Source organism: Streptomyces tyrfis (assembly GCF_037034285.1).
GTDB lineage: Bacteria > Actinomycetota > Actinomycetes > Streptomycetales > Streptomycetaceae > Streptomyces.
In genome coordinates this window covers 41,297-64,971 of the sequence record NZ_JBAGJZ010000046.1, presented here as the reverse complement: position 1 = coordinate 64,971, position 23,675 = coordinate 41,297, and the positions used below count along the sequence as shown (strand labels likewise).

Sequence of the window (23,675 nt, the reverse complement as noted above, 5' to 3'; positions counted from 1 at the left end):
CTCTCACGCTTCCGCCACCCGGACGCGGCCCCGGCCCGCGACGCCCTGGTCATCGGCTACGGAACCCCAACCGACAGCGCCTGGCCGGGAGCGCTGGAGGCACTGGTCCGCGTGCTGCGGTCCACGTCCGCCGAGCCCTGACCGTGGTGGCGCCGCGGACGGCGGCGACTTCGCGGTGCTTCTCGGCGCCTCTCAGCATTTCTCGACGCTTCTCGGTGCCTCTACGAACCGGGGGTGTCGCAGCTGAAGTTCTCGTCGGAAGTTTCCACGGCTACGGCGACCACGGCACCCGCCATTCTTCCTGAAATCCTCTGGCGCCATGCGTCCCGGCGATCCCTCATGGAATTCCCGACGTACGCGCTCCGGGGCTCGTCAGGCGTGAAATCGGTCGTCAACTGGGAGGCATTTGCGCGGAAAGTTTGCCAATATGCGGCCAACATCCAGTGATGTGAGGGACATTGGCACATCGGACATCAGAGTGCTCCGGTCGGGCCGAGAATTCCTTAGCCGCCGGCGGTCTCGTCTCCTACAGTGTCGTAGCCATGACCGGCCCGGGCGGCTCCCTGATCTGCCGGGCAGATGGCATGGGTCAATTCCCTGATTCTTGTCCGCGCTAGCTGGGAGAGACATGGCAAGCAGGCTCAACGAGGTGGTCGTCGACTGCCACGATCCGGAGAGGCTCGCGGCCTTCTGGTGCGAGGTCCTGGACTTCAAGGTGGTCGACCGGGACGAGGAGACGGTCGAGATCGGCTCCTGGGTGCCGACCGTCGAGGACGTCCGGGCCCGCCAGATGCCGCCCACCCTGCTCTTCATCCGGGTGCCCGAGGGCAAGACCGTCAAGAACCGGCTTCACCTCGACGTCAACCCGATCGACCGCAGCACCGAGGACGAGGTGACCAGACTGATCGGCCTCGGCGCCACCAGGGCGGACGTGGGCCAGGGGCCGGACCGGAGCTGGGTGGTCATGGCAGATCCCGAGGGCAACGAGTTCTGCGTCCTGCGCTCCCTGGCACCGGAGAGCTGAGGAGCCGGGATCGCGGCCCGGGTGGGGTCGGTGGCCTGTGGCCAGGCGTCACCCGGGCACGACGGCCCCTCCGGCTCCGTCTCCCGTTCCGTTGCCCCATCCATCTCCCGTTCCCTCTCCGTCCCCTTCTCCGTCGGCGGCGACCCTGGCACCCGCGTTCCGCCGCGATCGGCCGCGTCGTAGTCTGATCGGACGGTCGCATTGGCTTGATTCATACCTCGGGGGAGGCGGAAACATGGCCGGCGGAAAGAAGGCCACGCGCAGGCTGAGGTCGAGCACGGTGGTGCTCGGCGGCATGGGGGTCCTCGCGGCGGTGATCACCTCCTGCGGCTCGGAACCGGACAAGCGGTGCGTCGACCCGCTGACCCGGGAGAAGCTGCCCGACTACCAGTGCAAGAAGGGCACCGGCTCGTACTACTACGGCGGCACCAGCAAGAACGGCAAGGTGGAGGGCGGCAGCTTCAACAAGTCGGCCGTCGAACGCGGCGGCTTCGGCTGCTCGGGCACCGGGGGCGGCTGAACCGTCATGGAGCGCCGCACCACACAGCCCCGTCCAGGCTGGCAGGAGACGGTCGAGGGCCAGGGTGTCGTCTACCCGCTCACCCGCCACCCGGACGGGTCGCTGCGCCCGTACTGGGACGAGAGCGCCTACTACGTCTTCTCGCTGCCCGAGGTCGAGGCGCTGGAGGAGGTCGTCGAGGAACTGCACGCGATGTGTCTGGCCGCCGCCGGGCGCTTCGTGGAGAAGAACCGCTTCGCCGAACTCGGGGTCACCGATCCCGGGCTGGCCCGGCTGATCGCCGAGTCCTGGCGCCGCCGCGACGAACTCCCTTCGCTGTACGGCAGGTTCGACCTGCGGTACGACGGGACCGGGCCGGCGAAGATGCTGGAGTACAACGCGGACACGCCTACTTCGCTGGTGGAGGCCGCGAGCGCGCAGTGGTTCTGGATGGAGGACCGCTTCCCGGACGCCGACCAGTGGAACTCGCTGCACGAACGCCTCGTCGCGGCGTGGCGTCGGCAGGCCGCGCTGCTGCCGGCCGGGCCGGTGCACTTCGCGCACTCCGAGGGCGACGAGATCGGCGAGGACCTGATGACGGTCGCCTATCTGCGGGAGACCGCCGAACAGGCCGGGCTCGACACCGAGGCGCTCTCCGTGGAGCAGATCGGCTGGGACCGGCTCGCCGGGCGCTTCGTGGACGACCGGCTCCGGTTCATCCGCAGCTGCTTCAAGCTGTACCCGTGGGAGTGGCTGGCGACCGACCAGTTCGGGCCGCACGTGCTGGACACCCTCGACAACGGCGGCGGCACCGGCACCACCTGCTGGATCGAACCCGCCTGGAAGATGCTGCTGTCCAACAAGGCGCTCCTGGCGATCCTCTGGGAGCTCTACCCCGGACACCCGAACCTGCTCGCCGCCTACCTCGACGGCCCGCGCGAACTCGCGGAGCGGGCCGGGGGCTCCGGGCACGGCTCCCGCGACTCCGGGCACGGCTCCCGCGGCGGCCGGGGCTACGTCGCCAAGCCGCTGCTGGGCCGGGAGGGCGCCGGGATCACCCTCCACGAGGCGGGAAGTCCCGTGGTGCCGCGCGACGAACCGTGCTGCTACCAGGAGTTGGCGCCGCTGCCGGACTTCGACGGCAACCGGGTCGTGCTCGGCGCGTGGGTCGTCGAGGACGAGGCGGCCGGACTCGGCATCCGCGAGTCGGAGGGGCCGGTGACGGACGAGTACGCCCGCTTCCTGCCCCACGTCATCCTCTGAACCGAACCGCCGAACCGCCGAACCGCCGCGCGCCGTGTGGCGGTTCGGCGGTTCGGCCGGACCCGGGCGGGCCCCGCCCTCGTTCCCGTACCCTGTCGTCTCAGCCGCGCAGGACCGCGCGGATCTGTTCCAGGCCCCAGTCCAGGTCCTCCTTGCTGATGACCAGCGGCGGAGCGATGCGGATGGTCGAGCCGTGGGTGTCCTTGACCAGCACGCCCCGGGCCATCAGCTTCTCGGAGATCTCCCGGCCGGTGCCGTGGCGCGGGGCGATGTCGACGCCCGCCCACAGTCCGCGTCCGCGTACCTCGTCCACCGCGCCCGTGCCGGTCAGCAGCCCCAGCTCCTGGTGCAGGTGTTCGCCCAACTCGGCGGCCCGCTGCTGGAATTCACCGGTACGGAGCATCGCGATGACCTCCAGGGCGACCGCGCAGGCGAGCGGGTTCCCGCCGAACGTCGAACCGTGCTCCCCGGGCCGGTACACGCCGAGCACGTCCCGTGAGGAGACCACCGCCGACACCGGCACCACGCCCCCGCCCAGCGCCTTGCCCAGCACGTACATGTCCGGCACGACGCCCTCGTGCTCGCAGGCGAACGTCTTCCCGGTCCGGCCCAGACCCGACTGGATCTCGTCCGCGATGAACAGCACGTTCCGCTCCCGGGTCAGCTCGCGCACCCGGGGGAGGTAGCCGGGCGGCGGCACCAGCACGCCCGCCTCGCCCTGGATCGGTTCCAGCAGCACCGCCACGGTGTTCTCGGTCATCGCGTCCGCGAGCGCGGTCAGGTCCCCGTACGGCACGATCTCGAACCCCGGCGTGTACGGGCCGAAGTCCTCGCGGGCCTCCGGGTCCGTGGAGAAGCTGATGATCGTCGTCGTCCGGCCGTGGAAGTTGTTCGAGGCGACGATGATCTTGGCCATGCCGTCCGGGACGCCCTTCACCCGGTAGCCCCACTTGCGGGCGGTCTTCACGGCGGTCTCCACGGCCTCCGCCCCGGTGTTCATCGGCAGCACCATCTCCATGCCGCACAGCTCGGCCAGCCGCGTACAGAAGTCGGCGAACCGGTCGTGGTAGAAGGCCCGAGAGGTGAGCGTCACCCGCTCCAGCTGCGCCCGGGCCGCGTCGAGCAGCCGCCGGTTGCCGTGGCCGAAATTGAGCGCCGAGTAGCCGGCGAGCATGTCGAGGTAGCGGCGCCCCTCGACATCGGTCATCCAGGCGCCGTCCGCCGAGGCGACGACGACGGGCAGCGGGTGGTAGTTGTGCGCGCTGTGCGCCTCGGCGGAGGCGATGGCGTTTTCCGTGGTCGACACGGGATCTCCGATCGTCGTGCGGCGTGGGCGGAGGGTGGTGCCCACTTTGTATCGTCGGTCACAACCGCGCGGGGGAAACCTGTGATCCACGGCGTGCCCGTACGGCCCCGGGCCGTGTCCGCGCACGCCGGGCCGGGCCGGACGGTTGGTCCCGGACCGTGTCCGCAGGCCCCCGGGCCGCGCCCGTCGCGCGGCTTCCGCACCGGTTGCCGGAGTACGGTTCCGTACCTGAGACAATGGGTGTCATGGCCTCTGAACGTCCCCGCGTGCTCTCCGGAATCCAGCCCACCGCAGGCTCGTTCCACCTCGGCAACTACCTCGGCGCGGTGCGCCAGTGGGTGGCGCTGCAGGACACCCACGACGCCTTCTACATGGTCGTGGACCTGCACGCGATCACCGTCCCGCAGGACCCGGCGGAGCTGCGCGCCAACACCCGGCTCGCCGCCGCCCAGCTCCTCGCGGCCGGTCTCGACCCGGAGCGCTGCACGCTCTTCATCCAGAGCCATGTGCCCGAGCACGCCCAGCTCGGCTGGGTCATGAACTGCCTCACCGGCTTCGGCGAGGCGTCCCGGATGACGCAGTTCAAGGACAAGTCGGCCAAGCAGGGCGCCGACCGCACCACCGTCGGCCTCTTCACGTACCCGATGCTGATGGTCGCCGACATCCTGCTGTACCAGGCGGACCAGGTCCCGGTCGGTGAGGACCAGCGCCAGCACCTGGAGCTGACCCGCGACCTCGCCGAGCGGTTCAACGGCACCTACGGCGACACGTTCACCGTGCCGGACCCGTACATCCTCAAGGAGACGGCGAAGATCTACGACCTCCAGGACCCGTCGTCGAAGATGAGCAAGTCGGCGGCCACCCCGAAGGGCCTGATCAACCTTCTCGACGAGCCGAAGACCACGGCCAAGAAGGTGAAGAGCGCGGTCACCGACACGGACACCGTCATCCGCTTCGACCGGGCCGAGAAGCCCGGCGTCAGCAACCTGCTGACCATCTACTCCACGCTGACGGGTGCCGGCATCGCGGATCTGGAGCAGAAGTACGAGGGCAAGGGCTACGGTGCGCTCAAGACCGACCTCGCCGAGGTGATGGTCGACTTCGTCACACCGTTCCGCACCCGCACCCAGGAGTACCTGGACGATCCGGAGACCCTGGACTCGATCCTGGCCAAGGGAGCGGAGAAGGCCCGTGCCGTGGCGGCCGAGACCCTGGCCCGGACGTACGACCGGATGGGCCTTCTGCCCGCGAAGCACTGAGACCAAGGACTCTGGCGGTTTCGCCGCCACAGGGGTCACACTGGCGAGGGGAAAACAGCGTGGTGGATGGCCGAAAACTGGTCATCCACCATCCAGGACCATCACCATCCAGCACCATCGATCTTCGAGGATTGAGGAGAACGACGTGGGGACCGTAACGCTCGGCGTTTCGATCGCGGTCCCGGAGCCCTACGGCAGTCTGCTCCAGGAGCGGCGCGCGAGCTTCGGGGATCCTGCCGCGTACGGCATTCCCACCCACGTCACCCTGCTGCCGCCGACCGAGGCGGAGGCGGCCGACCTGCCCGCGATCGAGGCGCATCTGGCCAAGATCGCGACGGCGGGCCGGCCCTTTCCGATGCGGCTGTCCGGGACGGGCACCTTCCGGCCCCTCTCGCCGGTCGTCTTCGTGCAGGTCGTCGAGGGCGCCTCGGCCTGCTCCTGGCTCCAGAAGCGGGTCCGGGACGCCTCCGGGCCGCTGGTGCGCGAGCTCCAGTTCCCGTACCACCCGCACGTGACGGTGGCGCACGACATCGCCGAGCAGGCCATGGACCGGGCGTACGAGGAGCTGGCGGATTACGAGGCCGCCTGGACCTGCCGCTCGTTCGCGCTGTACGAGCAGGGCGCGGACCGGGTCTGGCGCAAGATCAACGAGTTCCCGTTCGGCGCCGACGGCGGCGCGCCGGCCGTGCCCGCGCAGGGCGGCTCCGCCGTGGACGAGCCGTCTCTGCAGTCCTGATCCGGGCCTGGGGCCGGGCCTGAGCCACTCCTGAGGCGTTTCGGCGTGCCCGGGTGCGCCGCGCGCCGGACCTGCCCCAGACGTGCGCCGCGTGCCCGGTGTGCGCCGCGCGTTCAGACCGGCAGGCGCCGGAACAGCGGGCGCGGCACGTGCCGCAGTGCCGACATCACCACGCGCAGCGTCCCGGGCACCCACACCGTGGCGGAACGCCGCCGCAGCCCCGTCACGATCGCCGCCGCGACCGCGTCCGGCGTGGAAACGAAGGGCGGCGCCTCCAGCGGCGCCGAGGCGAGGCGTGCCGAGATGAGCCCTGCCGAGGCGACCCGTACCGCGGCGACGCGTGACGCCCGGAGCGGCGAGGACGCGGCGCCCCGGGCGGGCCCGGCGGCTCGGGAGACCCGGGAGACCGAGGATGCCCGGGAGATCCGGGAGATCCGGGAGGCGGGAGAGACCTGGGAGGCGGGAGAGACCTGGGAGGCCCGGACGGCTCGGCCGGTCCCGGGGACCCCGGCGGTGCCAGCGGTGCCAGTGGTCCCGACGTTGCCGGAGGTCCCGGCGGTGCCAGCAGTGTCAGTGGTCCCGACGTTGCCGGAGGTCCCGGCGGTGCCGGAGTCGGGGGAGTCCGGCGCCTGCGCGTCCGTGGGCCCGCCCGCCGCCCCGGGGCCGGTCGCCGGTTCCGGGCGCACGACGCCGGGGCGCACGACCATCACATGCACCCCGGTGCCGTACAGCGCCTCCCGCAGGCCCTGGGCGAACGTGTCCAGGCCCGCCTTGCTGGAGCCGTAGATGAAGTCCGCGCGGCGGGCGCGTTCGCCGGCCACCGAGGAGAGCACCACCAGCGAGCCGTGCCCCTGCGCCTGGAGCCGGCCGGCGCACACCAGCCCGGCGGAGACGGCCCCGGTGTAGTTGGTCTGGGCGACCCGTACCGCGCCGAGCGGCTCCTCCTCGTCCCGGCCCTGTTCGCCCGCGATGCCGAAGGCGAGGAGCACCACGTCGATGTCGCCCTCGGCGAAGACCTTTCCGAGGACCGTCTCGTGGGACTCGGGTTCGAGCGCGTCGAAGTCGACGGTGGAGACGTCGGCGCCGTACGCGCGCAGTTCGGCGGCGGCCGCTTCGAGGGCGGGGGAGGGGCGGCCGGCCAGCCGGACCGTACGGGTTCGACAGGCGACCAGGCGGCGCGCGGTGGCGAGGGCGATCCTCGACGTGCCGCCGAGCACGAGCAGGGACTGCGGGGCGCCGAAGGCGTCCTTCACGGGAAAACTCCTTGCGTACGGGAGACGAGACGAGACGGGACGGGAGACGCGGACGGGACGGGGGACGAGGGCCGGACGGGGGACGCGGACGGGACAGGGGAGAGTACGAAGGACGAAGGACGAAGGGGGACGGGACGGAGAGACGGAGAGACGGTACGGACCGGCTCGGCCCGACTTGGACCGACTTGGACCGAGCCGGATCGACTCGGCCCGGGCCGGACCGACTCAGAGCGAGAGCCGTCGCGACAGGTCCGAGCGGAACGCCCCGTTCGGGTCTAGTTCCGCGCGCAGCGACCGGAAGTCCGCCAGCCGGGGGTACATCGCGGCCACCATCTCCGGCCGCAGCCGGGAGTCCTTCGCCAGGCACACCCGGCCCCCGGCCGCCGCCACCTCCTCGTCCAGGGCGTCCAGGAACCGGCCCAGGCCCGGCAGGGCGGCGGGCAGATCGAGGGCGAGCGCCCAGCCGGGGACCGGGAACGAGAGCCAGCCCGGGTCGCCCGCGCCGAGCCGCTTCAACGTCGCGAGCGGCGAGGCGCAGCGCCGCCCCGAGATCCGGCGCACGATCCGGCGCAGCGCCTCCTCCTGCCCGTGCGCGACGGCGAACTGGTACCGGACGTATCCGGCGCGGCCATGGAGGCGGCTGCCGTACGGCAGGCCGTCCAGGGGGTGGCAGAAGGCGGGCAGCCGCTGGTGCTCGCCGATCCGGTACGACGGCGCCGCGCGGTAGCGGAGCTCGTTGAGGAGGGCGGCGGAGGCGCGGCCGAGCGGACCCGCGGGCACCGGCACGGGGGCGGTCGGCAGCCGGCCCGGGCGGAGGGCGAGCGGTGTGCGCCGGGCGCGCGCCGGCAGTGCGTAGTGGGGCACGTGATCGCCCCGGGTGAGTACGCCGCGCCCCGTCGACCGGCCCCGGGCCTGGAGGTCGATCCACGCGGACGAGCAGCGGTAGCGGTGGTCCCCGCCGGAGAGCCGGGCCAGCAGGTCGTCCAGGTCGACGGCCCGCTCGGTGTCGACCGACATCCACGCGCTGGTGACGCGGTGCAGCCGGAACGTGGCCGAGAGGATCACCCCGGTCAGCCCCAGCCCGCCCGCGGTCGCGTCGAAGAGGTCCGTGCCGGGCCGGACCGTACGGATCCCGCCGTCGGCGGTCAGCAGCTCCAGCTCGCGCACATGCCGGGAGAAGGAGCCGGAGACGTGGTGGTCCGCGCCGTGGACGTCGGAGGCGATCGCGCCGCCCACGGTGATCCGGCGGGTGGCCGGGGCGACGGGCAGGAACCAGCCCAGCGGCAGCAGGACCTCCAGCAGCCGGTGCAGGCTGACCCCGGCGTCGCAGACCACCAGCCCGGTCCCGGCGTCGATGGTGCGGATCCGGTCCAGCGCGGTCATGTCGAGCACCGAGCCGCCGCCGTTCTGCGCCGCGTCGCCGTGGGCCCGGCCCAGCCCCCGGGCGATGGAGCCGCGCGGCCCGCAGCCGCGCACCGTCGCCGCCGCCTCCTCGTAGGTGCGCGGGCGGAAGCGCAGGGCGGTCGTCGGGGCGGTGCGGCCCCAGCCGGTCAGGGACACGGTGTCGACGGACATGATGGTGACCGTATCGCCTGAGAAAACCCATTCGAGGGATTTATCAACGTGCTCACCTATATGGGCGATTCATTATGTTTCGACTCATTCGCCGGTGAGGTGGGTTTCGGATTTCCCTGGCCGGACAGGTAGTCGTATGTCATGGACTGGCTGAAGAAACTCCCCGTCGTCGGGCCGATCGTCACCCGGCTGACGGCGACTCACGCCTGGCGCTCCTACGAGACCCTGGACCGGGTCCACTGGACCAGGCTCGCGGCCGCGATCACCTTCATCAGCTTTCTGGCGCTGTTCCCGCTGATCGCGGTCGGCGCGGCGATCGGGGCCGCGCTGCTCACCGAGGGCCAGCTCCACCGGATCGAGAACGTGGTCGCCGAGCAGGTGCCGGGCATCTCCGACCAGCTGGGCATCGGGGACCTGGTGGCCCACGCCGGGACGATCGGGGTGGTGGCCGGTGCGGTGCTGATGCTCACCGGCATCGGCTGGATCGGCGCCCTGCGGGACTGCCTGCGCGCCGTGTGGGGCATCGACGACGCGGACACCGGCAACCCGTTCGTCCGCAAGCTCAAGGACGCCGGGCTGCTGCTGGGACTGGGCGGCGCGGCGCTCGCGACGATCGCGCTCTCCTCGGCCGGATCGGTCGCCGTCGGCTGGACCGCCCGGCTGCTGGACATCCCGGACCGGGGCGCGGGCGGCGTGGTGATCCAGGTGGCCGCCATGGTCGTGGCGGTCCTCGCCGACTTCCTGCTGCTGCTCTACCTGTTGACGCTGCTGCCCGGGGTGGAGCCGCCGCGCCGCAGGCTGCTGGTCGCCGGGGCGATCGGCGCGATCGGCTTCGAACTGCTCAAGCTGCTGCTGGGCAGCTACTTCAAGGGCGTGGCCGGCAAGAGCATGTACGGCGCCTTCGGGGTGCCGGTGGCGCTCCTGCTGTGGCTCAACTTCACGGCCAGGCTGCTGCTGTTCTGCGCCGCCTGGACGGCGACGCCGAGCAGTCGGGAGTCCGGGCCGGACGCCGGGCCGGACACCACGCCCGTCAGTGACGGGAACGGCGACGCACCAGGTCCGGCAGCGGCCAGCGCCGGTTGATCAGGAACGCCCCGCCGCCCACCAGCGCCAGCGCGCCCGCGGCGATCCCCAGCGCGACCCCGGCGCCGTCGCCGCCCCCGGAGGCCGCGGCCCCGGCGGCGTGCGAGGGGCCGCCGTGGCCCCCGGCCGTGCCGTTCGCCGTGGGGCCCTTCCCCGTGCCGCTGTAGTCGTCGTTCCCCGTGCCGGTCGCGGCGGACTTCGGGGGCACCAGCTCGCCGACCGGGGTCACCTTGCCGGTGGCCTCGAAGCCCCAGTCCAGGAGGGAGGCGGCCTCCTTGTAGACGGCGTGGCGCTCCTCGGACGACGGGTTCATGACCGTGACGAGCAGCACCCTGCCGTCGCGCTCGGCCACCCCCGTGAAGGTGTTGCCCGCGTGGGTGGTGTAGCCGTTCTTGACGCCCGCGATGCCCTTGTACGGGGAGACCCCGTCCGCGCCCGTGAGCAGCCGGTTGGTGTTCTGGATCTCGAAGGTCTCGCGCTCCCCGTTCTTCTTCGCCTCGCCGGGGAAGTCCGCCTCGGCCGTCGAGCAGTACTCCCGGAAGTCCGCCTTCTGGAGCCCGCTGCGGGCGAACAGCGTCAGGTCGTACGCGCTGGAGACCTGCTCCGGGGCGTCGTACCCGTCGGGCGATACCACCCTCGTGTCCAGCGCCTGCAGCTCCTCGGCGTGCGCCTGCATGTCCTTGACCGTGCGGGGGACGCCGCCGTACATCGCGGCGAGCGCGTGCACCGCGTCGTTGCCCGACCGCAGGAACACCCCCAGCCACAGGTCGTGGACCGTGTAGCTGAGGTTCTCCTTCACCCCGACCAGGCTGCTGCCCTCGCCCACGCCGGCGAGATCCTCGGGCCGCACCGTGTACGTCCGGGTCTTCGGCTGGAGCTTGGGCAGCACGGTGTCCGCGAAGAGCATCTTCAGGGTGGAGGCCGGAGGCAGCTGCCAGTGCGCGTTGTGCGAGGCGAGCACCTGGCCGTTCTCCGCGTCCGCGACGATCCACGACCTGCCGGTGAGGCCCTTGGGCAGGACCGGGGCCCCGGCGCCCAGCTTCACCTGCGTACCCGCCCGGCCCAGCAGCTCGCCGCCGACCTGCGACATATGGGCGGGCGGCTTCGGCTGCTTCTCGACGGCGTCCTCGTCCTCCGCCGCCGCCGGACTGGCGGCGAGTGCGGTCAACAGCGCGGCGGATGCGACCGTCAGCACGGCCTTCTTGAGTGCGGGCACGATCGGAAAAGTACAGGGCGAAGATATGAATGTGGGTACGGATGGCCTGACCCGCCGTGGCCGACGCCGGGACGGCCCACCCCGGGCGACTCCTCCGGAGCGCGGCGGAGATACTGATTCCATGAAGCTCAGCCGCCCCGTCTCCTGGTTCCTGCTCGCCTTCGGGGTCTGGAGCTGGGTCATCTGGATCACTTTCGTCAAGAACCTGTGGAAGGACGCCAGCGGGCTCGCCTTCGACGACGCGGGTGACCCGACTGCGTACTTCTGGGTGCATCTGCTGCTCGCCATCACGTCCTTTCTTCTGGGGACGGCCGTGGGAGTGATCGGGTTCCGGGGTGTCAGGGCCCTGCGCCGCGAGCGCGGATAACGGGCCGGCCGGACGACGGGAGAGACGCACATGGCGGTGGCGGGCTTCGCGCTGACGGTGATCGTGGTGCTCGCGCTGCTGGCCGGCGTGCACCGCTACCTCTGGCGGCGCCTCGTCGGCGACACCACGGCCGAGGGCAGCGCCCTGCGCCGGGCCGGCACGGCCGCCGCGTACCTGCTGCCGCTGCTGACCGTCGGCGCCCTGGTCTCCGGCCGCGTCGGCGCGCCGTTCCCGCTCCAGCAGGCACTGGCCTGGCCGGGCTTCCTGTGGCTGGCGGCGGTGCTGTATCTGACGCTCGCCCTGCTGGTGGGCGAGGCGGTACGCCCGGTACTGCGCCGGGCGCTCGCGCGACGCGACGCCGCACGGGAACGGCGCGGGGCCGCGCCGGAGCAGGGCGGGGGCGTACCCGTCACGGTCACGGCGGCCTCCGCCGGGCCCGTGACGGCGGAGGCCGCCGTGACCGCCGTCACGGGCCCCGGCCCCGCGGCCGCCGACGCCGCACCCGCACCTGACGCCGCACCCGCACCTGACGCCGCACCCGGCACGCCCGCTGCTCCGGGCGCTCCCGTCACTCCCGCGTCCGGCGCCGCTCCGGGCGCCTCCGCCGCACCCGGCGCGCCCACTCCCGCACCCGCCGACGCCTCCGCCGGCTCCGGACGCACCGCCCCCGGCCCCTCGCGCCGGCTGTTCGTCGCGCGGGCGGTCGGGGGCGCCGCCGCCGTCGCCGGGCTCGGCACGGTCGGCTACGGCACCTACGGCGTGCTCCGCGGGCCGCGGGTGAAGCGGATCACCGTCCCGCTCGCCAGGCTGCCGCGCTCCGCGCACGGCTTCCGGATCGCCGTCGTCAGCGACATCCACCTCGGTCCGATCCTCGGCCGTGCCCACACCCGGCGGATCGTCGACACGATCAACCGGACCCGGCCGGACCTGGTCGCCGTCGTGGGCGACCTGGTGGACGGGACCGTCGAGGACCTCGGCCCGGCCGCCGAGCCGCTGGCCCTGCTGGACGCCCGCCGGGGAAGCTACTTCGTCACCGGGAACCACGAGTACTACTCCGGCGCCGCCCCCTGGGTCGACCGGGTGAGGGAACTCGGCCTCCACCCGCTGGAGAACGCCCGGGTCGAGATCGACGGATTCGACCTCGCCGGCGTCAACGACATCGCCGGTGAATCCGAGGGCCAGGGCCCCGACTTCGCCGCCGCGCTCGGCGACCGGGACCCGGCGCGCGCCTCCGTCCTCCTCGCCCATCAGCCCGTCGTCATCGACGACGCCGTCGCCTGGGGCGTCGACCTCCAGCTCTCCGGACACACCCACGGCGGTCAGCTCTGGCCGGGCGACCTCGTCGCCGCGCTCGCCAATCCCACGGTCGCCGGACTCGACCGCTACGGCGACACCCAGCTGTACGTCACCCGGGGCGCGGGCGCCTGGGGGCCGCCGGTCCGGGTGGGCGCGCCCTCCGACATCACCGTCGTGGAACTCGCCTCCCGTCAGACCTGACGCTCCGTCGTTGTCTTGTTACAGACCATGCCGAACCGCCCAAGGTTTCAAGTGCCGAACAAAAGGCTATGAGTACCAGTTTTGGTCTTCCAGATGTGAAAACCGTGTGATTGGGTGAACGCGAGCATGCGGTAGGGCGTGTCTGCGCACGCTGCCGAGGTGGGGCTGGTAAAGGGAGAGCACGTCCATGCGGTCGATCCGGGTACGGATTCTCGCGCTTCTCGCGGTTTTGGTCATCGCAGGCGTCGTGGCCTGGCAGCTGCTTCCCTCGGACGAGGCGAAGAACGACCCGATCTCGGTCGGCACCACGGACGAGGTGACCTCGCTCGATCCGGCCGGGGCCTATGACGTCGGTTCCTGGGCGCTGTACAGCAACGTCTATCAGTCACTTCTGACGTTCAAGCCCGGCGCGACCGTGCCCGAGCCCGACGCCGCCGAGAGCTGCCAGTTCATCGGCCAGAAGCTCCAGACGTACCAGTGCAGGCTCCGGGACGACCTGCACTTCTCGAACGGCCGTGAGATCACCGCCGCCGATGTCAAGTTCTCCATCGAGCGCATGATCAAGATCAAGACGGATGTCGGCCCCTGGGTGCTGTTCCCCAGCCTCAAGAACGTGGTGACCGAGGGCCGCACCATCACCTTCAACCTCTCCTCGCGGGACGCGACCTTCCCCCAGAAGCTGGCCACCGGGGCCGGTTCGATCGTCGACCGCGAGTCGTACCCGGCGGACAAGCTCCGGGCCGGGAACACCGTCGATGGCTCCGGTCCGTACCTGCTGAAGACGTACCGGCCGGGCCGGCTGGCCGAGCTCGTCCCCAACCCGCAGTACAAGGGTGCGGTGAAGAAGACCGGTGTCCCGGTCACCGTGCACTACTACAAGGAGTCGGAAGAGCTCCTGGCGGCCTGGAAGGGCGGCGAACTTGAGGTGACGCACCGTCAGCTCCCGCCGTCCGCGCTCGCCGAGCTGAACCCCGGCGACCCCGATCTGCGCGTCACCGAGGCGGACAGCGCCGATATCCGCTTCCTCGTCTTCAACGTCCGCCCCGACTCCCCGTTCGCCGACAAGAAGGTCCGGCAGGCGGTCGCCTCGGTCCTCGACCGCGGGCCGCTGGTGACCGACGTTTACCAGGGCACCGTCGAGCCCCTCTACTCACTGATCCCGCAGGGCGTCATCGGGCACAGCACGCCGTTCTTCGATGCTTACCCCTCGCCCGACTCCGAGCGCGCCAAGAAGCTGCTGCAGGACGCCGGTGCGCAGACCCCGGTGGCGATCACCATCGCCTACGGCCGGGGCAACGAGGCGTCGGTCAAGGAGAGCGCCGAGATCCGCCGCCAGCTGGAGAAGGAGGGGCTGTTCAAGGTCACCCTCAAGTCCGTCGAGTGGCAGCGGTTCCAGAAGGAGTACGCGGCGGGCAAGTACGACGCGTACGCCATCGGCTGGTTCCCCGACTACCCGGACCCCGACACGTTCAGCCAGCCGCTCGTCGGCAGCCAGAACAGCCTCCACAACGGCTACTCCAGCAAGAAGATGGACTCCCTGATCTCGTCCACGCTCCAGTACGGCGACCGCGGGCGCACCTCGTCGGACTACAAGGAGCTCCAGGCGCTGGTCGGCGACGACGTGCCGCTGGTGCCGCTGTGGCAGAAGAAGGACTACGTCGTCAGCAAGACCGCGGTCTCCGGCTCGCAGTACCTCTCGAACGGCACCGGCATCTGGCGGCTGTGGGAGCTGGGCCGGATCTGACCGAACGGGCCGTGCGCGCCGGACCGGGCGCGCACGGCCCCGCCGGCCTCGGGGCGACCCCGTCCGGTGGCGGGCGGGCCCCGGGCCGCCCGCCGCCGCGCCGCGGGACCGCTCGGGACCGGCGCCCCGCGGCCCTCAGGCCCCGCGTCGCGCGGCGCCCGGCAGGAACTCCACCAGCACCTCGTGGATCTGCCGCACCAGCGGCCGCAGGGCCCGGAACCGCGACAGGGCGATGGCCCGGGCGCAGATCGGGGCGGCGCGCTCGACCAGCCGGCGGCTGCGTTCGGTGCCCTCCGTGCGGTCGTACACCCAGTACAGCACCAGGCCCATCTGCATCAGCCACATCAACTGCGGGAGCAGCTCGGCAAGTTCGGGGTCGGCCTTGGTGTCGGACCCGGCCAGGCACCGCCGGTGAATGGAGATCGCGGCCTCGCGGGCCGCGACCGAGTCGTCCGAGAAGGGGCTGAGCGGACTCTCCGGGTCGGCGGCGTTCTTGAAGAACTGCGCGGCGAAACGGTGGTACGGCTCCGCCACGTCCAGCCAGGTGAGCAGGACCCCGCGCACCCGCGCCGAGAGGTCCCGGTCGCCGTCGAGGACCGGCCGGACCGCCGCCTCGTGCTCGGCGGCGAGCCGGTCGTAGAAGCCCTGGACGAGGTGTTCCTTGTTGGTGAAGTAGTAGTAGGCGTTCCCGACGGAGACGCCCGCCTCCTGGGCGATGGCCCGCATCGTCGTCTTGTCGTAACCGCGTTCCTGGAAGAGCCGGAGCGCGGTTTCGAGGATGAGCGTCCGGGTCTGCTCGCTCTTGGGGACCCTGGCGTCCTTCTCCCGGGGCCCCCCGGTCTCCGCCGGGTCCTTCACTTCCTTCGCCACACACCGAGCGTATCCGCCCCGGCCGGCCCCCGGCTCCCGGCGTCATGCCGTCGCCGGGCGGGAGCCGCCGGGGAGGCTCGGGAGCACCGCCGCGACGGCCGCTCCCGGGGTGCGCGCCGACGGACCGGCGCGGCCATCAGCGCGACCGACGAACCGTCAGACACTCATCGCCCGGGCCGAGTTCAACTGGGACATGACCCAGGGGAAGGTCTCCGGGCCGGTCGCGGGGATCATCGTCGAGTGGTGCTTGCCGCCGCTGGTCACCGAGACCTGGATGAAGCCGGTCGTCTTCTTCTCCTTCATCAGGAGGAAGAGCAGACCGACCAGGCACAGCAGCGCGAAGACGATCGCCAGCACGATGGCGACCGTAGGGATCCGCTCCTCGGTGTGCGACAGGTCCGTGGCCGTCCACACCGCGCCCTTGAGCGGCATCGTGCCGACCGGCGTCACGATCTGGTCGTTCATCACGGTGATGTCGCCGAGCACGAGCATCGGCGCGCCGGCCGCCGGTGCGCCCGGCTGCGGGTGGCCGTAACCGGGCATGACCGGCTGGGGCGCGACGCCCGCCGGGTAGCCGTAGGCGGGGCCGGGCTGCACGGCGGACTCGGGCAGCGGCTGCGGGTACCCGTAGGCCGGAGCGCCCGGCGCGGGCCCGACGCCCTGGCCGCCCGGGCCGGTGGGCGGACCGCCCTGCTGGGGAGGGCCCCAGGTGTACGCGTTGTCCGCGTGCGGATTCGGATCGCTCAACGTTCCCCGCTCTCGATCAAGCCTGTGTCCCCGGCTCTGCCGCGCCGGTGGTGGCACACCGTCTTCCGTTCCGCACGACCGTACCGCCCGGACCGCGACGGCGCAGCAAGCGGGCCCGCATCCGGCACGGGGGCGGGATGCCGGGGCGCCCGCCGGTCCGCGACGGGTTCGCACGTCCGGTGCGACGGGGAAGGCTCACCGGCCTCCCGGTGGCCGGGCTGGGTGTTGCCGCAGCTCCAGCAGGTCCACCAGCCGCCGACGTTCCGGCTCATCTGGCGTCCGCATTTGGAACACTGCACTGCGCCTCCTGCTTTCGGTGGGTGGGGTGCGCGGGTGGCGCGCGGGGTGGGGGAGAGGCCGGGCCGAAGCGCTCACCGCCGCCCGGCCGCGCGCCCGTACCCGGACCCGAAGCGGACGACGGCCCCCGGGCGGACGGTGTTCCCCGCACGGATGGCGGTCCCCGGGCGGACGGTGTTCCCCGCACGGATGGCGGTCCCCGGGCGGGTGGCGCGCGTACGGCCGCCGCCGTCCGCCTCGTACGCCGTGGTCGTCGTCATGCGCGGGCCCCCGTTGCGGTAGGTGAGGAACAAGACCGTAGGGACAGCAGGTACGCGTACACCGGCGATGTGCGGATATGTGCGGGTACCGTCCTCGTGCGGGGGACCTCCGAGCGGGTGGTCTTGACGACGACACGCACCCGGTTGACGGTGTCGCACACAACTGCACACGCCCCGGCGGCGGTTCGCCCCGCCCCGCCCGCCGCCCTGGCCCGGCTGCCCGCCCCGCCGTCGCCGTCGCTCCCGCCGCCGCCCTCGTCAGGCCCCCGCCGCCCCTCCCGGTACGACGAAGGCCCCGTTCCCCGCGAGGGTGTCGCGGGGAACGGGGCCCGGTGTCGCCGGTGCGCCGGTCGGGCCGGCGGGGGTCAGAAGCGGCGCGTGATCAGCGCCCGCTTGACCTCCTGGATCGCCTTGGTGACCTCGATGCCACGGGGGCAGGCGTCCGTGCAGTTGAACGTGGTGCGGCAACGCCACACGCCGTCACGGTCGTTGAGGATCTCCAGGCGCTGCTCGCCGCCCTCGTCGCGCGAGTCGAAGATGAAGCGGTGCGCGTTGACGATCGCCGCCGGGCCGAAGTACTGGCCGTCGTTCCAGAACACCGGGCACGAGGACGTGCACGCGGCGCACAGGATGCACTTGGTGGTGTCGTCGAAGCGCTCGCGGTCCTCGGCGGACTGCAGGCGCTCGCGGGTCGGCTCGTTCCCCTTGGTGATGAGGAAGGGCATGACGTCGCGGTACGCCTGGAAGAACGGCTCCATGTCGACCACGAGGTCCTTGAGGACCGTGAGGCCCTTGATGGCCTCGATCGTGATCGGCTTCTCCGGGTTGATGTCCTTGATCAGCGTCTTGCAGGCGAGCCTGTTCTTGCCGTTGATCCGCATCGCGTCGGAGCCGCAGATGCCGTGGGCGCAGGAGCGGCGGAACGTCAGCGTGCCGTCCATGTCCCACTTGATCTTGTGAAGGGCGTCGAGCACACGCTCCTTCGGGTCGATCGTGACCTGGAAGTCCTGCCACTGGGCCTCGTCGGAGACCTCGGGGTTGAAGCGGCGGATCCGGAAGGTCGCCGTGATGTACGGCGAGGCGGCGGACTGCGCCTCGACCTTGTCCAGAGTCGGGGTTGCCATCAGTACTTACGCTCCATCGGCTGGTAGCGGGTCTGGACGACCGGCTTGTAGTCGAGTCGGATCGACTCCGTGCCGTCCTCCGCGACCTCGCGGTACGCCATGGTGTGGCGCATGAAGTTGACGTCGTCGCGGTTCGGGTAGTCCTCGCGGTAGTGACCGCCGCGGGACTCCTTGCGGGCGAGCGCGGAGACCGCCATGACCTCGGCCAGGTCGAGCAGGTTGCCCAGCTCGATGGCCTCCAGGAGGTCGGTGTTGAACCGCTTGCCCTTGTCCTGGATGGACACGTCGCGGTAGCGCCGACGCAGCTCGGCGATCTTGTCGACGGCCGTCTTGATGGTCTGCTCGGTGCGGAACACCATCACGTTGGCGTCCATGCACTCCTGGAGCTCCTGGCGGAGCGCCGCGACCCGCTCGGAGCCCGTCGAGTTGCGCAGCCGCTCGATCTGCTCCTCGACCAGCTGCGCCGGGTTCTCCGGGAGCGGCACGAAGTCGGCCTTGGCGGAGTACTCGGCGGCGCCGATGCCCGCGCGGCGTCCGAAGACGTTGATGTCGAGCAGCGAGTTGGTGCCCAGGCGGTTGGCGCCGTGCACGGAGACGCACGCGACCTCGCCGGCGGCGTACAGGCCCGGGACGACGGTGGTGTTGTCGGCCAGCACCTCGCCCTCGACGTTGGTCGGGATGCCGCCCATGGCGTAGTGCGCGGTCGGCTGGATCGGGATCGGGTCCGTGTAGGGCTCGATGCCGAGGTACGTGCGCGCGAACTCGGTGATGTCCGGGAGCTTGGCGTCCAGCTGCTCCGGCGGCAGGTGGGTCAGGTCCAGGTAGACGTGGTCGCCCTCGGGACCGCAGCCGCGGCCCTCGCGGATCTCCGTGTAGATGGAGCGGGAGACGACGTCACGGGACGCGAGGTCCTTCATGACCGGCGCGTACTTCTCCATGAAGCGCTCGCCGTCCTTGTTGCGGAGGATGCCGCCCTCACCGCGGGCGCCCTCCGTCAGCAGGATGCCCATGCGCCAGATGCCCGTCGGGTGGAACTGGAAGAACTCCATGTCCTCCAGCGGCAGGCCGCGGCGCCAGGCGGCGGCCTGGCCGTCACCGGTCAGGGTGTGCGCGTTCGACGTCACCTTGAAGAACTTGCCGGTGCCGCCGGAGGCGAAGATGATCGCCTTCGCCTGGAAGACGTGGACCTCGCCGGTCGCCAGCTCGTACGCGACGACGCCCGCGGACTTCTTCAGCCCAGTCTCGGGGTCGTCCTGGAGCAGCAGGTCGAGGACGTAGAACTCGTTGAAGAACTCCACACCCTCCTTGACGCAGTTCTGGTACAGCGTCTGGAGGATCATGTGGCCGGTGCGGTCCGAGGCGTAGCAGGACCGGCGGACCGGGGCCTCGCCGTGGTTGCGGCTGTGACCGCCGAAGCGGCGCTGGTCGATCCGCCCCTCGGGCGTGCGGTTGAACGGCAGGCCCATCTTCTCCAGGTCGAGGACGGAGTCGATGGCCTCCTTCGCCAGGATCTCGGCGGCGTCCTGGTCGACCAGGTAGTCACCGCCCTTGATCGTGTCGAAGGTGTGCCACTCCCAGTTGTCCTCCTCCACGTTGGCCAGCGCGGCGGCCATGCCGCCCTGCGCGGCGCCCGTGTGGGAGCGGGTGGGGTAGAGCTTGGTGAGCACGGCGGTGCGGCTGCGCTTGGTGGACTCGATGGCCGCGCGCATACCGGCGCCGCCGGCGCCGACGATGACGGTGTCGTACTTGTGGATCTGCATGATTTCCTCTGGTCCCTCTGGCCCGGCGCGCCTAGCGGATGTTCGGGTCGAAGGTGAAGATCACCAGCGTGCCCAGCAGGACGGTGAACACCGTGGCGGTGTACAGGAGCATCTTCAGCCAGAAGCGGGTGTTCTCGCGCTCGGCGTAGTCGTTGATGACTGTACGGAGGCCGTTCGCGCCGTGCAGCATGGCCAGCCACAGCATGCCGAGGTCCCAGAGCTGCCAGAACGGCGAGGCCCAGCGGCCGGCCACGAAGGCGAAGCCGATCTTGGAGACGCCGCCGTCCAGCACCAGCTGGATCAGCAGGTGGCCCAGGACCAGGACGACCAGGACGATGCCCGACAGGCGCATGAAGAGCCAGGCGTACATCTCGAAGTTGGTGCGCGAACCCTTGGGGGTCTTGCCGGTGCGCTTGCGCGGCGGCTCGATGACCGGGGCCGGGTTGTCGACGTCGTAGAGGCTGACGCCCTCGACGGAGCCGATCGCGGCGGAGGACTCGGTGGACATGGGCCTCAGCTCCCGAAGACTTCGCGTACGGCGTGACCGAGGACGGGGTACAGCGCCCCGACCATCAGCACGATCCAGATGCCCACGACGGACCAGAGCATCTGCTTCTGGTAGCGCGGGCCCTTGGACCAGAAGTCCACGGCGACGATGCGCAGACCGTTGAGCGCGTGGAAGAGAATGGCGGCCACCAGGCCGTATTCGAGCAGCGCGACGATCGGCGTCTTGTACGTGGCCACGACGTCGTCGTACGCCTCGGGGGACACGCGGACGAGAGCGGTGTCCAGGACGTGTACGAACAGGAAGAAGAAGATGAGGACACCGGTGACTCGATGAGCCACCCAGGACCACATGCCTTCCCGGCCGCGGTACAGCGTTCCAGCCGGCACGGAAAAACCCTCCGGGAGCGGGGATCGGGGCCGGCCGGCTTGACTGTCGGTCTGACCCGGCCGGGTACGGTCCACCGGCCCCGGCCATCGTAGCGACGCTTTGTCGGTTCGCTCGCGCCGGGGCCGGTGGTGTGATCAAAGTGGCAATCAAACAGCCACGGACGGGCTAGAACCGGACAGGCAGGCCCGGCCCGCCGAGCCCGTTCCGTTATCGATCCGATACCAGACCGATGATCCGGCCCCGGGCGAGTCGGCGCAGCTCGTCGGCCGCGGTGACCCGCTCCTGGTCGGGATCGTGGCCCAGCCGGGCCCGGATCCCGGCGAGCACCTGGTCCGGCCGCTCGGCCGGCTCGTAGGCGTCCAGGCAGATCACGAAGACATGACCGAACCGGCTCTCGAACGCGGCGTGGGCGGCGCGCAGCGCCAGCCGGGCGGAGCGCGGGGCGGTGTCGTCGAGCCCCGGTGCGGTCTCGGCGGCGAGCGCCTCGGCGAGGTCGGCCGGCGACAGGTCGTAACCCGCCTCGTCGGCGGCGGCCAGCAGCGCGGCCAGGTCCGGGTACGGGCGGTGGGCGGCCAGCCGGCCCGCCCAGCGGCGGCTGCCGCAGCACCCCAGCAGGGCGGCCTCGGCGTCGGCGGGCGTCAGGGCGTTGAAACGGCCGAGGCCCGAGGCGCGGCCGGGGCGGGAGGTACGGTCGAGGTCCGGGACGCCCGGCGCACGGCCGAGGTCCGGGCCCGGTCCGGGTTGCTGGACGGGCAGGGCCGCCCGGGTGGCCGGTTGCCGCGGTCGCTTCGGGAGGCCGGCGTGGGACTCGCTGGACCTGGACAGCGTGGGACTCCTCGGATCAACGGTGTGACGGTGCCGGCGGACCCGGACTCGGTGGGACGGGTGAGACCGGGCGCGGACAGGGTGAACAGGGAGGCGAACGGGCCTCAAAGCTAGCGAGGCCGGGCAACAGTCCTGCGACGCTTACGCGAACTTCACCCGGACGGGAGAGTTTCGGAACGCCCGGTGGGCCGTTGGGATGTATCCAAACGTCTCATGGGCCGTGTTCCAAGGAGATCGCCGGAGTTTCCCCGATCCCATGGAGGAGGCGGGCCAAGGAGGCGGCCCGGCCGTTCCCCCGCCCCCGCCCCCTTCCGGCCCCGCGCCGGATTCCCTCCCCCGTCCCGTTCCCCTCGTCCCCTTTCGGCCCCTGCTCCTCCCTCATCCCCTTCACCGCGCCCTTCCCTCATCCCCTTCACCTCGTTCCCTTTCCTTGTCCCTTCTCGTAACCGGAGGTTTCTGACCGATGTCGCCCTCACGCGGCGCCCTCGTGACCGGAGCGGTCCTCACCGCGGCGGCCGCCACGGCGATCGCCGTCGTCGTCTGGCCGACGGGTTCGGGCGGTGGAGGCACAGGGGAGTCGGGGGCCCGTACGCCCACCGGCTCGCCGGCCTCGCCCACCCGCAGCTACCCGCTCTCCGCCGCGCCCCGCACCATCCCGGCCGTGCGCCAGCACATCGCGGCCCGCGGCCCCGGCTGGCGGCCCGGCCCCGACTCCGGGGTCGTGGTCGCCGGGGACAGCAAGGGGCTCGCGGACGAGGGGAAGCTGATCGCCCAGGAGCTGGACATCCACTACCGGGGAGACGTGCCCGCCCGCGCCGGTGACGTGGAGCTGGCCCTCACCCCGGGCCAGGGCACCCCCGAGTCGTACACGCTCAAGGCCCGCGACGGGCGGGTCACCATCAGCGGACCCGACCAGGCCGGCGTCTTCTACGGCACCCGCACCCTCAAGCAGTCGGTCCGCGCCGACGGCATGATGCCGGAGGGCGAGGTGCGCGACCGCCCCGACCGGCCGCAGCGCGGATTCAACCTCGACATCGCGCGCAAGTACTACACCGTCGCCTGGATCGAGGACCGGCTGCGCGAGCTGGCCGACCTCAAGCTCAACCAGTTCGGCCTGCACTTCTCCGACGACCAGGCGTTCCGCATCGAGTCCGCCACCCACCCCGAGGTGGTGTCGCCGCAGCACCTGACCAAGGCCGAGGTGCGGCGGATCCTCGCGCTCGCGGACCGGCTGCACATCCAGGTCGTCCCCGAGCTCGACTCGCCCGGCCATCTGGGCGCGGTGCTGCGGGCCCACCCCGATCTCCAGCTGCGCAACAAGTCGGGGGCGCGCTCGCCCGGCTCGCTCGACATCTCCAACCCCGGGGCGGCGAAGCTCGTCGACGAGCTCCTCGGCGAGTTCACCGAACTGTTCACCGGCCGGTACTGGCACCTCGGCGCCGACGAGTACCTCGCGCTGATGGCGCGGGACCCGGCCGACTCGTACCCGCAGCTCCAGCGCGCCGCACAGGAGAAGTACGGAGCGGGCGCCGGCATCAAGGACCTCGCCACCGGCTGGCTGAACGACCGCGCGGCGGTGGTGCGCCCGCACGGCAAGCAGCCCAAGGCGTGGAACGACGGCTTCTTCCGCGGCGGGGTGGTGCACGCCGACAAGGACATCGAGGTCGAGTACTGGACGGGCAAGGAGTACGGCGCCCGGCCGCCGGAGGAGTATCTGCGCGAGGGACGGAAGGTCGTGAACCTCAACGACGAGTTCCTCTATTACGTGCTCGGCCAGCCCAACAACTTCGTCTACCCCACGGGACAGCGGATCTACGAGCAGTGGACCCCGCTGGTGCTGCGCGGCACCCAGCCGGTCGCGGCGCGCTACTCGGGGCAGATCCTCGGCGGCCGGTTCGCGGTCTGGGGCGACCTCCCGGAGGCGCAGACCCAGGACCAGGTGGCGGACGGCATCCGGATGCCGCTGCGGGCGACGTCCCAGAAGCTCTGGGACCCGGGGCGGCCGGCCCTGAGCTGGGACCGGTTCCGCGCGCTGGCGACGCGGATCGACGAGGGACGCTGACGAGGGGCTGTCG

22 protein-coding genes and 2 pseudogenes are annotated in these 23,675 nt (G+C 71.5%); 11 read left to right on the top strand and 13 right to left on the bottom strand.

Features of this window, described 5'->3' with window-relative positions; all coding sequences use genetic code 11:
* Positions 1–234: 234 nt before the first annotated feature.
* From WA762_RS28450 to WA762_RS28435, 4 genes are all read left to right on the top strand, one after another.
* Positions 235–447 carry a hypothetical protein gene (locus tag WA762_RS28450; protein ID WP_335939377.1) on the top strand — a complete coding sequence of 71 codons (213 nt, stop codon included), beginning with the start codon at positions 235–237 and terminating at the stop codon, positions 445–447.
* A gap of 181 nt (positions 448–628) precedes the next feature.
* Entirely contained in the window at positions 629–1,024 is a 396-nt protein-coding gene (locus WA762_RS28445; RefSeq protein WP_335939376.1) for a VOC family protein, read from the top strand.
* A gap of 235 nt (positions 1,025–1,259) precedes the next feature.
* A complete protein-coding gene (locus tag WA762_RS28440; RefSeq protein WP_335939375.1) occupies positions 1,260–1,544 on the top strand; it encodes a hypothetical protein in 285 nt (94 codons plus the stop codon).
* Positions 1,545–1,550: 6 nt separating this feature from the next.
* Entirely contained in the window at positions 1,551–2,786 is a 1,236-nt protein-coding gene (locus WA762_RS28435; protein WP_335939374.1) for a glutathionylspermidine synthase family protein, read from the top strand.
* Positions 2,787–2,886: 100 nt separating this feature from the next.
* On the opposite strand, the gene rocD is transcribed toward WA762_RS28435, so the two are convergent.
* Positions 2,887–4,092, bottom strand: coding sequence for an ornithine--oxo-acid transaminase (gene rocD, locus WA762_RS28430; RefSeq protein ID WP_335939373.1), 1,206 nt, complete (start codon positions 4,090–4,092; stop codon positions 2,887–2,889).
* Positions 4,093–4,337: 245 nt separating this feature from the next.
* On the opposite strand from rocD, the gene trpS reads away from it, so the two are divergent.
* Positions 4,338–5,351, top strand: coding sequence for a tryptophan--tRNA ligase (trpS, locus tag WA762_RS28425; RefSeq protein WP_335939372.1), 1,014 nt, complete (start codon positions 4,338–4,340; stop codon positions 5,349–5,351).
* 145 nt (positions 5,352–5,496) lie between these two features.
* On the top strand, positions 5,497–6,087 hold the full coding sequence (locus tag WA762_RS28420) for a 2'-5' RNA ligase family protein (RefSeq protein ID WP_335939371.1): 591 nt from the start codon (positions 5,497–5,499) through the stop codon (positions 6,085–6,087).
* A gap of 113 nt (positions 6,088–6,200) precedes the next feature.
* Here WA762_RS28420 and WA762_RS28415 read toward each other — a convergent pair.
* From WA762_RS28415 to WA762_RS28405, 3 genes and pseudogenes are all read right to left on the bottom strand, one after another.
* Positions 6,201–6,353: pseudogene (locus WA762_RS28415) on the bottom strand (decaprenylphospho-beta-D-erythro-pentofuranosid-2-ulose 2-reductase); the annotation flags it as partial.
* Positions 6,354–6,746: 393 nt separating this feature from the next.
* Positions 6,747–7,340 (bottom strand): annotated as a pseudogene (locus tag WA762_RS28410) (SDR family NAD(P)-dependent oxidoreductase); the annotation flags it as partial.
* Positions 7,341–7,565: 225 nt separating this feature from the next.
* The gene (locus WA762_RS28405) at positions 7,566–8,915 is read right to left on the bottom strand and encodes an FAD-binding oxidoreductase (protein ID WP_335939370.1); all 1,350 of its coding nucleotides are present in this window, start codon (positions 8,913–8,915) and stop codon (positions 7,566–7,568) included.
* 141 nt (positions 8,916–9,056) lie between these two features.
* On the opposite strand from WA762_RS28405, the gene WA762_RS28400 reads away from it, so the two are divergent.
* Complete coding sequence (locus WA762_RS28400) at positions 9,057–9,998, top strand: YihY/virulence factor BrkB family protein (protein WP_335939369.1); 942 nt, start codon at positions 9,057–9,059, stop codon at positions 9,996–9,998.
* Here the strand turns inward: WA762_RS28400 and WA762_RS28395 are convergent.
* Positions 9,946–11,397 (bottom strand): D-alanyl-D-alanine carboxypeptidase, encoded by a 1,452-nt coding sequence (locus WA762_RS28395; RefSeq protein ID WP_443080704.1) that lies wholly within the window; start codon positions 11,395–11,397, stop codon positions 9,946–9,948. The two genes, WA762_RS28400 and WA762_RS28395, sit on opposite strands and share 53 nt — an antisense overlap.
* On the opposite strand from WA762_RS28395, the gene WA762_RS28390 reads away from it, so the two are divergent.
* The 3 genes from WA762_RS28390 (at position 11,336) to WA762_RS28380 (ending at position 14,822) form a co-directional block, all read left to right on the top strand.
* Positions 11,336–11,581 carry an SCO4848 family membrane protein gene (locus WA762_RS28390; RefSeq protein WP_335939367.1) on the top strand — a complete coding sequence of 82 codons (246 nt, stop codon included), beginning with the start codon at positions 11,336–11,338 and terminating at the stop codon, positions 11,579–11,581. The two genes, WA762_RS28395 and WA762_RS28390, sit on opposite strands and share 62 nt — an antisense overlap.
* A 30-nt stretch (positions 11,582–11,611) precedes the next feature.
* Positions 11,612–13,078 (top strand): metallophosphoesterase, encoded by a 1,467-nt coding sequence (locus WA762_RS28385; RefSeq protein WP_335939366.1) that lies wholly within the window; start codon positions 11,612–11,614, stop codon positions 13,076–13,078.
* Positions 13,079–13,265: 187 nt separating this feature from the next.
* On the top strand, positions 13,266–14,822 hold the full coding sequence (locus WA762_RS28380) for an ABC transporter substrate-binding protein (RefSeq protein WP_335939365.1): 1,557 nt from the start codon (positions 13,266–13,268) through the stop codon (positions 14,820–14,822).
* A 135-nt stretch (positions 14,823–14,957) separates the two neighbouring features.
* Here the strand turns inward: WA762_RS28380 and WA762_RS28375 are convergent, their stop codons facing one another.
* The 8 genes from WA762_RS28375 to WA762_RS28340 all read right to left on the bottom strand — a co-directional run bounded on the left by WA762_RS28375 (position 14,958) and on the right by WA762_RS28340 (position 21,600).
* Entirely contained in the window at positions 14,958–15,692 is a 735-nt protein-coding gene (locus tag WA762_RS28375) for a TetR/AcrR family transcriptional regulator (RefSeq protein ID WP_443080703.1), read from the bottom strand.
* Positions 15,693–15,848: 156 nt separating this feature from the next.
* Complete coding sequence (locus WA762_RS28370) at positions 15,849–16,439, bottom strand: hypothetical protein (protein ID WP_335939364.1); 591 nt, start codon at positions 16,437–16,439, stop codon at positions 15,849–15,851.
* Between the two features lie 371 nt (positions 16,440–16,810).
* On the bottom strand, positions 16,811–16,996 hold the full coding sequence (locus WA762_RS28365) for a hypothetical protein (protein ID WP_335939363.1): 186 nt from the start codon (positions 16,994–16,996) through the stop codon (positions 16,811–16,813).
* Between the two features lie 365 nt (positions 16,997–17,361).
* Entirely contained in the window at positions 17,362–18,120 is a 759-nt protein-coding gene (locus WA762_RS28360) for a succinate dehydrogenase iron-sulfur subunit (RefSeq protein WP_335939362.1), read from the bottom strand.
* Positions 18,120–19,880 carry a succinate dehydrogenase flavoprotein subunit gene (gene sdhA / locus WA762_RS28355; RefSeq protein WP_335939361.1) on the bottom strand — a complete coding sequence of 587 codons (1,761 nt, stop codon included), beginning with the start codon at positions 19,878–19,880 and terminating at the stop codon, positions 18,120–18,122. Before sdhA ends, WA762_RS28360 begins: the two co-directional genes overlap by 1 nt.
* A 31-nt stretch (positions 19,881–19,911) precedes the next feature.
* A complete protein-coding gene (locus WA762_RS28350) occupies positions 19,912–20,388 on the bottom strand; it encodes a succinate dehydrogenase hydrophobic membrane anchor subunit (protein WP_124716825.1) in 477 nt (158 codons plus the stop codon).
* A gap of 5 nt (positions 20,389–20,393) precedes the next feature.
* On the bottom strand, positions 20,394–20,774 hold the full coding sequence (sdhC, locus tag WA762_RS28345) for a succinate dehydrogenase, cytochrome b556 subunit (RefSeq protein ID WP_335939360.1): 381 nt from the start codon (positions 20,772–20,774) through the stop codon (positions 20,394–20,396).
* A 208-nt stretch (positions 20,775–20,982) separates the two neighbouring features.
* On the bottom strand, positions 20,983–21,600 hold the full coding sequence (locus WA762_RS28340; protein WP_335939379.1) for a 2-oxo-4-hydroxy-4-carboxy-5-ureidoimidazoline decarboxylase: 618 nt from the start codon (positions 21,598–21,600) through the stop codon (positions 20,983–20,985).
* Positions 21,601–22,063: 463 nt separating this feature from the next.
* Between WA762_RS28340 and WA762_RS28335 the strand changes: the two genes are divergently transcribed.
* Positions 22,064–23,662: a beta-N-acetylhexosaminidase gene (locus WA762_RS28335; RefSeq protein WP_335939359.1), complete on the top strand. Its 1,599-nt coding sequence runs from the start codon at positions 22,064–22,066 to the stop codon at positions 23,660–23,662.
* The last annotated feature ends 13 nt before the right edge of the window (positions 23,663–23,675 follow it).